Origin of the sequence: Dyadobacter sp., assembly GCF_051859145.1 — a bacterium.
In the GTDB taxonomy this organism is placed as follows: Bacteria; Bacteroidota; Bacteroidia; order Cytophagales; family Spirosomataceae; genus Dyadobacter.
Genome location: NZ_JBHYGF010000138.1, coordinates 1 through 9,614, shown reverse-complemented (window position 1 = coordinate 9,614; position 9,614 = coordinate 1). Strand labels below are relative to the sequence as shown.

8 protein-coding genes and 1 rRNA gene are annotated in these 9,614 nt (G+C 46.5%); 2 read left to right on the top strand and 7 right to left on the bottom strand.

The annotated features are described in order from the left end of the window. The 7 genes from ACTIE6_RS09710 to ACTIE6_RS09680 all read right to left on the bottom strand — a co-directional run. The coding region (locus ACTIE6_RS09710) for a RagB/SusD family nutrient uptake outer membrane protein (protein WP_439556448.1) at window positions 1-1,072 on the bottom strand (1,072 nt) is incomplete at its 3' end. A gap of 11 nt (window positions 1,073-1,083) precedes the next feature. Next, a complete protein-coding gene (locus tag ACTIE6_RS09705; protein ID WP_439556447.1) occupies window positions 1,084-4,554 on the bottom strand; it encodes a TonB-dependent receptor in 3,471 nt (1,156 codons plus the stop codon). A gap of 199 nt (window positions 4,555-4,753) precedes the next feature. Beyond that, window positions 4,754-5,755 (bottom strand): FecR family protein, encoded by a 1,002-nt coding sequence (locus ACTIE6_RS09700; protein WP_439556446.1) that lies wholly within the window; start codon window positions 5,753-5,755, stop codon window positions 4,754-4,756. 119 nt (window positions 5,756-5,874) lie between these two features. Further along, window positions 5,875-6,456 carry an RNA polymerase sigma factor gene (locus ACTIE6_RS09695; protein WP_439556445.1) on the bottom strand — a complete coding sequence of 194 codons (582 nt, stop codon included), beginning with the start codon at window positions 6,454-6,456 and terminating at the stop codon, window positions 5,875-5,877. 146 nt (window positions 6,457-6,602) lie between these two features. Continuing rightward, window positions 6,603-7,013: an EthD family reductase gene (locus ACTIE6_RS09690; RefSeq protein ID WP_439556444.1), complete on the bottom strand. Its 411-nt coding sequence runs from the start codon at window positions 7,011-7,013 to the stop codon at window positions 6,603-6,605. Between the two features lie 80 nt (window positions 7,014-7,093). Further along, window positions 7,094-7,450 carry a nuclear transport factor 2 family protein gene (locus ACTIE6_RS09685; RefSeq protein ID WP_439556443.1) on the bottom strand — a complete coding sequence of 119 codons (357 nt, stop codon included), beginning with the start codon at window positions 7,448-7,450 and terminating at the stop codon, window positions 7,094-7,096. Between the two features lie 105 nt (window positions 7,451-7,555). After that, window positions 7,556-8,419 (bottom strand): SDR family oxidoreductase, encoded by an 864-nt coding sequence (locus ACTIE6_RS09680; RefSeq protein WP_439556442.1) that lies wholly within the window; start codon window positions 8,417-8,419, stop codon window positions 7,556-7,558. Between the two features lie 100 nt (window positions 8,420-8,519). Between ACTIE6_RS09680 and ACTIE6_RS09675 the strand changes: the two genes are divergently transcribed. Then, window positions 8,520-8,939 carry a winged helix-turn-helix transcriptional regulator gene (locus ACTIE6_RS09675; RefSeq protein WP_439556441.1) on the top strand — a complete coding sequence of 140 codons (420 nt, stop codon included), beginning with the start codon at window positions 8,520-8,522 and terminating at the stop codon, window positions 8,937-8,939. 368 nt (window positions 8,940-9,307) lie between these two features. Next, window positions 9,308-9,614: ribosomal RNA gene (locus tag ACTIE6_RS09670) — 16S ribosomal RNA — on the top strand; the annotation flags it as partial.

The following is a 9,614-nucleotide window of genomic DNA, read 5'->3' as shown; positions in this document are numbered from 1 at the left end:
AGTTGTTATCCGAATCGCCGCCCGCAAATGGCGCCGGGTCCAGGTATTTTTTGACAAAAAGCGCGGGTACAAATTTTCCTGCGCTGGTATATCCCTGCGCCAGGGAAGCGTCTTTTCTAAGATCTCCTGCCTCGTAAGCTTTATCCATATCCGTCGTCGGCAGGTTATGCCCGCTACCTGCGCCGATTGTGGTTACAGCAGCACCGGCAAGTCGCGGCGCAAATGCATTGTTGAATGGACTTCCCAAACCATATCCGCCTTTTTTGTATTGTACTTCAAACAGCGACTCCTTATTATTCTTGTTGCTGATCCTGAAAATGTCGGCATAGGAGGGCAACAGTTCGTACATTTTGGAGTCGATGATTTCCTTGGTTTCAGCAGCTGCTTCGGCCCATTTTTTCTGGGTCAAGTAAACTTTTGCGAGCATACCTGTCGCCGCGCCCGATGTAGCCCGGCCCACGTTTGTTCCCGTGTAGCTGGCGGGTAGTTTTTGTTTTGCTTCCTGCAAGTCTTTCACAATTTGTGCATACACCTCCTCTGTCGGGTTACGCGTGTAGGTATAACCGGATGATACGTCGGTTGTCTCTGTTAAAACCAATGGAACATCCCCGAAAATCCTGACGAGGTTGAAGTACATCAGCCCCCTGAGAAATTTTACCTCCGCAACAAAACGATCCTTCAATGCCTGGTCCATCGTAACGCCTGCAATACGGTCTATGACCGTATTGCAGGCCAAAATGCCGCGGTAGTGGTCGTTCCACGTTGTACTCGCGATTCCATTGTTGCTCAATGTGGTGAATGCGTCAATTTGTGAGATGTCAATGCCGCTCTGCGCGTCGAGAATTTCCGTATTATCAGACATAGTCTCGCCGATCGCGTACATGCTCAGGTTGTACATTCCACTGAATTGAAGAGAAGCATAAGCCGCATTGACAGCATTGAGCATATCTTCTGCATTGCGGTAAAAGTTGACACTGTTGGTGTCCGATATAGGCGCAAGTTCCAGAAATCCCTTTTTACAGGAGGGTAGGGTAAAAGCAACCAGTAGTATGAGTATCCGATATAATTTCATGTTCATTTGAATTAAAAGCCAATGTTCAAACCAACTGTGTACACTTTGGCGATAGGGTAGCCCCCGTAATCCACACCAGGTTCAAGCGGGCTCGCACCTTGCACGCTCACCTCGGGATTGTAACCGGTGTACTTGGTCCAGGTAACCGGATTTTGCAGGTTGACGTAAATCCGCATAGTGCGCATCTTTATCTTTTCCAGCAGCGGCCCAGGCAGGTTGTAGCCGAGCGCAATGTTGCGGATCCTGAGAAATGAGCCGTCTTCGACATGTACCGATGAAATATTCGCGCTGGAATTGCTGCTGGCGTACTTGTTCAGGTCGCGGTTGATCCGGGGAGTTTTGCCGTCGCCCGGATCCTGCGGCGACTTCCAGCTGTTGTTCATTTCACGGATCCCATTGGCAGTACCTGCGTAGTTTGCATAAAAACGGCGTCCAAGATTCAGGATCTCATTTCCCTGCACGCCTTGCAGCAATACAGTTAAGTCTATTCCTTTGAAAGAGAATGTATTTGTCATTCCATAAATAAAATCCGGCTGCGGATTTCCCAGAATGGTACGGTCGTCGCTGCTCAGCTTGCCATCGCCATTTACATCCACAAACCGCAATTGCCCAGGTTTCGACTCTGCAAATGCAGGACTGTTTTTCACTTCGTCTTCCGTTTGGAAAATCCCGGCTACCTCATAGCCATAGTAGTTTCCCATTGGTTTACCGATCTGCGTCACGTGACTCGCGGTAACCTGGTAATTTCCGTACAAAGGATCGCCGCTCGGCCCCAGCGCCAGTACTTTATTTCTGTTGAACGAAATGTTGAAATCCGTGCTCCATTTCAGCTTTTTGTTGAGGTTCTGCGTTGTCAACCCAAATTCCCAGCCTTTGTTTTCGATCTTGCCAATATTCTGGCGGGCAGTTGTATATCCGGTAATGGACGGGGTAGGCACGTTCAGCAGCAGGTCGGATGTGATCTTTTTATAATAGTCGGCAACCAGAAAAATCCGGTTTTGGAATATCCCGAGTTCGAGGCCAATATCCACCTGCTTGTTCTTTTCCCAGTTCAGGTTCGCATTGCTGATCCTGTTCGGTCCCAGTCCGTTAACCACGGTACCGGCGAAGGTGTAATTTCGTTTGGATAACAGTCCGATGTGATCGTAGTTTCCGATGAAGTTGTTTCCGGTATGTCCATAGCTTGCCCTCAGTTTCAACTCGTTGATCAAAGGTATACTTTTCATAAAAGCTTCTTCCGAAATGCGCCATCCTGCTGATACCGAAGGAAAAACGCCCCATTTGTTGTTCTGTCCAAAACGTGAAGAACCATCGCGGCGGATCGTGGCAGTTAGAAGATACCTGCTGTCAAAGCTATAATTGGCGCGCGCCAGATACGAAAGGAGTGACCATTCTTCGGCTGTGGTAGAAGCAGAGGAAACAATTCCTGCGTTCAGTGTTTCCACGAGGTCATTCGGGAAGTTGGTAGAATTGATCACCGCATTATCGGAGCGGACTTTCTGGGCAGTAAATCCACCGAGCGCATCAAAATGGTGTTTGTCCCACGATTTGTTGAAGTTCAAAGTATGCTCGATCAGCCAGTTGTACGAGCTGCTGTTGGTAGCGCTACCGGCAGGGATTAAAGGCGGAACAGCGCCATCGCGGCCCACAATGGACGGACTGAATGTATTCTGGCGGCTGGATTGTAAGTCTGTGCCGAGTAAGAGTTTGTACGTGAGATTGTTGAGTATTTTGTATTCCCCAAAAACAGTCCCGAGCAAACGTAGCTCATTCAAGCGGTTTACTCGTTCCTTCGCCAGCTTTACCGGATTTTCAATGCTGCTGAAACCATTACCCAGGTCCAGTCCCGTAGAGTAGCTGCCGTCTTCTTTGTAAACCGGCAAATGCGGCGCCATTGTCAGGGCGGAGAGTACAATACCGCCGTTGGCCCAGTGACCTTCCGAGCCGGTTGGATTGCTGATCGTGTAAGCAGGTGTAAGGTTCAGACCGATCTTAAAACGTTTCGATGCCTGCGCTTCGAGGTTGACCCTGAATGTATATCTCTGAAAATCCGAATTGAGTACAACTCCATTTTGCTTGAAATATCCGCCGGAAGTCATGTACTTGATTTTGTCGTTCCCGCCGGAAAGCGTAAGCTGTACATTATGTGTTGGCGCCTGCCGGAAGATTTCATTTTGCCAGTTTGTACCTTCTCCAAGTGCATCTGGATTTTGCAGTGCAGGTAATATCTGATAAATGGCGCTTCTGGCAGAGTTGGGGTCTTCTGCCTTGCCGCCTGCATCTACCCACGCATTGTTGCGGCTTTCGATGATATACTGCGCAAACTCGCGTGCATTCATCATATCCAGCGTTTTTGTCACACTTTGAACACCGGTATATGCATCGATATCCACACGCATCTTTCCGGATTTTCCACTTTTGGTCGTTACAATCACAACCCCATTTGATCCGCGTGAACCGTAAATGGCCGTGGAAGAAGCGTCTTTCAGGATCTCTACCGATTCAATGTCATTTGGATTAAGGGAGTTAAGCGGATTGCTGGTCTGATTATAGGAAGCGGTCACAGGGAACCCGTCGATTACGTACAATGGCTCATTTCCGGCACCGATCGAGCCGGTACCTCTCACCCGAACTGTCAATCCGCCGCCGGGTGTTCCGGTGGTTTGAGCTACATATACGCCAGGCATTTTGGCGGTCAATGCACCGTCGAGGCTGGGTGTAGGCAAACCTGCAATGTCTTTGGCGCTCACCGAAGCTACCGAGCCAGTGATGTCGCCGCGCTTTTGCGTACCATATCCCACCACTACCACTTCATTCAGTGCTTTGATGTCGCCTACAAGCTTTACATCGAGCTGGTTATGGTTGCCCAATGCAATTTCCTGAGGTGCGTAACCGACAAAACTAAAAACCAGGATCGCCGTTTCACCAGTTACTGAAAGTTCATAATTACCTTCAATATCCGTAGTTGTACCAGCAGAAGTACCTTTTATAACCACACTCACGCCGGGCAAAGGCTCGTTGTTTTCAGAGCTGGTGACTTTGCCGCGCACCTGTATATCAGCGTTCTGGTCAGCAATCTGCACCTTCTGGTCCGGGCGCAGGGCGGATGTTTCCTTTTTTACTTTGGACAATAAAATTTGTCCATTCACAACCTGGTAATTAATTCCAAGTGGCGTAAAAAGGCGATCCAAAACAGAAGATAAGGCTTCATTTTTTGCGGTAACGTTAACAGTTTCCGAAACGCGAACTACCTCCCGGCTGTATGCAAACCGGACCTTTGCATGGTTTTCGATCCGGTTTAATGCCTTTTCAAGCGTCGCATCAGTCAACTTTAATGTCAAGTTCCGGTTCAAAAGCTCCTGGGCGGGTGTACGATGTGCATACGCCATAGCAGAGAGAAAAACCGCGCAAATGAGCTGGTAGAGGGTTAGGCGCATAATGGTCACAAGAATTCCGTACTTGCAATACAAGTGTTTCTTCATAATTTTACTAATGACTGATTAATTGGTTCGAAATCGATCGGAGTCGCGGTCAACCGCGGTTACGTGTTAGTCAGTTACGGTCAGGAGTGTTGCAACCACTCCTGACCTTCCTGTTCGTGTCTGGCTAGTTTAATTCATAGGCAATCAGGATTTTAGCTTCATATAGATCGGGGTTTAGGAATAGTCGCTTCATAATTAATTATTGCCCGCCGCAGCCTTCGCCCGACAGCACAATGTGGTCTCCATCCATTTCATAGGTACTACCCAAAAGAGTATTGATCATTTCCAGGATTTCAGGCAGGTTCTGATTGTTGAATCCAACCTTAATCACGCATTGTTTGAGAGCAGGATTAGCAACGGAGATTTTCACACGGAACACGTTCTGGAGTTGTTCCGTAATTTCCTGAAGAGTCACGTTATCAAAGTCGAGTGATACCGGCTGCCAGGTCTCTTTATCATTTTTTTTGATATCCAGATTTGCCATTCTCAGGTCATTCGTAGCACGCTCAAAAACTGCCTGCTGGCTAGGTTTAAGCAAAACTTTTTCTGCCTGATTTTCGGAGCTAACCGACACGCTTCCGGTTACCACTGAAACCTGGTAGGTTTTTTCATCCCGGTTGGCGCGGACATTAAAGCTGGTTCCGAGTACCTCTGTTTTCAGCGTCCCGCTGTGGATGATAAATGGATGTTCGCGGTCTTTTGAAACATTGAAAAAACCTTCTCCTTCAAAATTGATCTCTCTGGTATTTTTCCCATTGAAAGAGCGCGGGTGCTCAATGCTCGCGCCCGGCTGGATCCACACAATGCTATGATCAGGAAGTTCGTAGCGGACAGTCTTCTTCTGCCGGTTCGCCATTTTCACAGGAATTTCATGGCTAGAAAAGGAGGATACCGGTTGTTTTTGGAATTGCAAATGGTAGAATAAAAATCCGAGGGACAAAATCACCGCGGCTGCTGCGCCACTCAGGTACACTTCCCAGTTGATGACACGGACAGGTGTTTCGTCAGGGAATGCTCTCTGTTCAGATAGCTCGCCTTGAATGCGGAGAAGGAGTTTCTCTTCGTCGTTTTCTGTAAATTCTTCCTCCGAATGCAGGTGAAGGGTACGGTACCATTCATCTACAAACTGACGCTCGGAGCCGGTACATTCATTGGCCAGATACTTGCGCAGCAACTCAGGCGACGGGGTCTTGTTGATCATTTTTGTATAAATATTCCATGCTTGAATGCAATCTCTACTTATACAGTCTGGAAAAATCGAGGATATCCCTTAGTCGTATGTGAATTTATTTTTAAAAAATAGGATAAGCAGGGGAGTATTCAGACGAAAGCTATTCCGAGTAAGGCCAGTGCGATGTAATCTTTCATTTCGATACGGAGGATTTTCAGTGCTTTGCTGATGTGCGCTTCTACCGTTTTTTCCGAGATATCCATTGCCGCCGCAATCTCCTTAAGGCTGTGACCTTGTCGCCTGAGCTCAAATGCCTGGCGGCATTTCAACGGTAACTTCAGAAGAGATTGATTATAGAGTTCACTAAGCACATTCATATCGAGATGCTGCTGTGTATCGTCGGCAGAGGGGTTTTCCGCTTCTTCCAGCGGCACTATCTGTTGCCTTTGCTCGCGATGATAATGCGTGATGATGGAATTTTTGAGAATGCCGTTGAGGTATGCGCCAATGTTTTTCCGGACTTCAAATTTATGTCTGCCCAGCCAGAATTTCACAAACGTTTCCTGGACAAGATCTTCCGCCACGCTTTTGCTTCCGGTTTTACGGATTGCGTGTCCTACCAGCGATTTGACGTTCCGGCGGTACAATTCGGTGAAAGCAACCTCGTCGTCCTGGTTGCAAACCAAATGGACCAATGCTTCGTCAGAAAACGCACAATAAGATTGCGACACCAAGGCCTGTTGCTCTAAATTTATAACTACTGTCCCGACGCAAAAGCCATTGTATTGACGTATTTACCTGTGGGGATAGAAGCCCATTGAAGAATGACGTGCCCAGGTGAGGTCACATTAGTATTTAACGTTTGTACAGGCATTATCTACTTGACAACCTCACTTACCAAAATGACAGGGGTGATGTTGGTATAATTTGGGAAATCGGCGCGAATAGCATCCCTGTTCGGCCCGATAGCAGCTTGGTAGTCACTCAGGCTTTTTACGTAGAATGTACCTATTGCCATAAATGGCATGGGCTGGTTTGGAATACCACTTGCTATTCCTTTTTCAATCGTGTACTTAATCAGGTTGGACCCTAAAAACCCCGCTACCATGGGCATGTGTTTTGTTTCATAATAATCCATATTGAAATTCTTGCCTTCCGCATAGGGGTACATAACGGATACCTTGATTGTACCTTTTGCGTCTGGAGTTGGTCCGGCGGTCCGTTCCTGGCTAAATGCAGTGAAATATGTGAGTAAAAGAAAGAGCGGTAAAATCAACTTCAATTTCATATATACGCAGGTTCGAAGGTGAATTAATGGATTTATAAGATGAAATATCAATAGATATCAACAAGGTAATAATGACGAGTCTATTCCGGCGCGAGACTGTAGAATGCATCCATTCTTTTAACAAGATGATTTTCATCAAAAAACATTACCTCGATAGCTGTTTTATTTAAAACCGTTTGATAATACAGCGCTACTGAATCTACACCTTCTGTAATACAAAGCAGCTTGAAATTCAGGTCAGGAAATCTCTTGATCGCAACATTCCAATAATCTCTCACCGCATCTTTACCGTAAAGAGTACTTTCAGATCCACCTGTCGCTATCTTAATCATAGGTGTTGTGACCTGAACATTTTCGGCAAAGTGCGATAAAACTCCTTCAATATCATGATTGTTCCATGCTTGTAGCCAGCTGTTGGCAAAATCTCTTGTATTCATAATTGCTAATTCATTTGATACACGTTAAATGCATTTACAATATGTAAATATATTTTTAAATCAATTGATTAGCAGGCGATTTCAGCAGTGGATTACAGATAATTGTTACTTATCGGTGAAGTAAGTTTCTTTCAGGTATTCCCGGAGGGAGGTTGGCTTGCGGCCCAGCAGCTGTTCTACTGTACCGTGTGTTTCTGCCAGCATACCGTGTTTGGCGGAGGCGCCCCATTGTGCTATAAAATCGGCAACAAATTCCGGAACTCCGGCGGCCACTTGCCGGGAAACATACTGCGGGATCTCAATGTTTTTGTAAGTGATCGGGTGGCCTGCAAGCGAAGATAATTCCCGTGCAATGTCATGAAATGAATAAGCTTCGCTGCCGGTTAAGGTATATTCCTGATTATCATGACCTGCGCTGGTCAATAGGGTAGCCGTGGCAGCAGCCAGCTCGGTCCGTTTGACGAAGGCGATCCTGCCTTCGCCTGCCGGAAATACGATTTCTGAATCTGGCACTTCGCTTCCGATCATATATGACAGTCCTTCGAAGTAGTATCCGTTTTTGAGGATGGTGTATACCAGTCCTGAGGCTTTAAGATAGGTTTCTGTTGCCAGGTCGCTTTCAGTGACTTCCTTCATTACGAAGTCTGTACTGCGTTGAATGCTGGTGTAAAAAAGATGTTTTACTCCGGCTTCCTTTGCTGCATCGATCACATTTTTATGCTGGAGTGCCCGATCGGTAAATGCCACGGCTGACACCAGCAGCACCTTATCGATACCTTGCATTGCTTGTACAAGCGAAGAGTAGTCAAAGTAATCGGCTTGCCGGACGTCCACACCTCGTTCGACAAGATCTTTAGCTCTGCCGGCATCTCGCACTATAGCAGCGATTTCCGAGGCAGGTGTGGTTTGAAGTAGAAAATCAATGGTTTTGTGGCCTAAGCCGCCTGTTGCACCGGTTATTAAAATCATGATATAGAATAAAATCTGTTATATTTACTTGCATTTCGCAAGTGTAAAGGTAAATCATTTCACTTGTGAATTGCAAGTTAAATGATTTAAATTGTTATTTATGAAAGAGCTTAAACAGCGTTCTACCTGTCCGGTAAGCACATCGCTTGATATATTCGGAGACAAATGGACCTTACTTATTCTTCGGGATATGGTGTTTGCCGGGAAGTCTACCTATGGAGAGTTCCTGCAGTCGGCTGAAAAGATAGCCACCAATGTCCTTGCAGATCGACTGGCAGTCCTTGAATCGCAAGGCATACTAACCAAGGCTGTGGCATCTGACAAAAGATCTAAGTTCACCTATCGACTGACTGAGAAAGGAGTGGATACAGTTCCGATTATTGTAGAGCTGGTACTTTGGGGATCCAGGCACTGCCCAACTGACATTGCCGCTGACTTGCTGGTTGAACTTGAGACTGGAAAAGAAACAGCTGTTAAAAAATACCAGCAACTCGCCCGCGAAAAGTCACTGACGCAGTAAATAGGCTGGTCTTGCGCGGTTCAGAGGTTACGGAAGCAATAGTTTGTTTTATTGATATGTATATTCTTGCTGAGTCTGACATGCATTTATTGAAAACAACGTTGATCGTCAAGGTTTTAATAATGCTGCTATTATTAGTCACTAAAAAAGTTGAAAATTTCTGAAAATATTTTCCTCCAATGCTTGCATGTTTAAGTTGCTCCTCCTACTTTTGCACCCCGATCAACAACAAAGGCATCGCAAACGGCGACGCCACGAGTTCTGAAAGATTCAGAGCAACGTTCTTTGACATGATGAAGAGAGCAAAAAAGATAGGTTCGTTAGAAACATTTGATCGGTTTCTTCGGAAGCACGATCGCAACATATTTACAATGGAGAGTTTGATCCTGGCTCAGGATGAACGCTAGCGGCAGGCTTAATACATGCAAGGCGAGGGGGCAGCAATGTCACTGTCGTACGGGTGCGTAACGCGTATGCAACCTACCTATCACTGGGGGATAGCCCGGGGAAACCCGGATTAATACCGCATGACACAGGGGTCCCGCATGGGTACTATTTGTTAAAGATTTATCGGTGGTAGATGGGCATGCGTTCGATTAGCTAGTTGGTATAGGTAACGGCTTACCAAGGCAACGATCGATAGGGGAGCTGAGAGGTTGATCCCCCACACGGGCA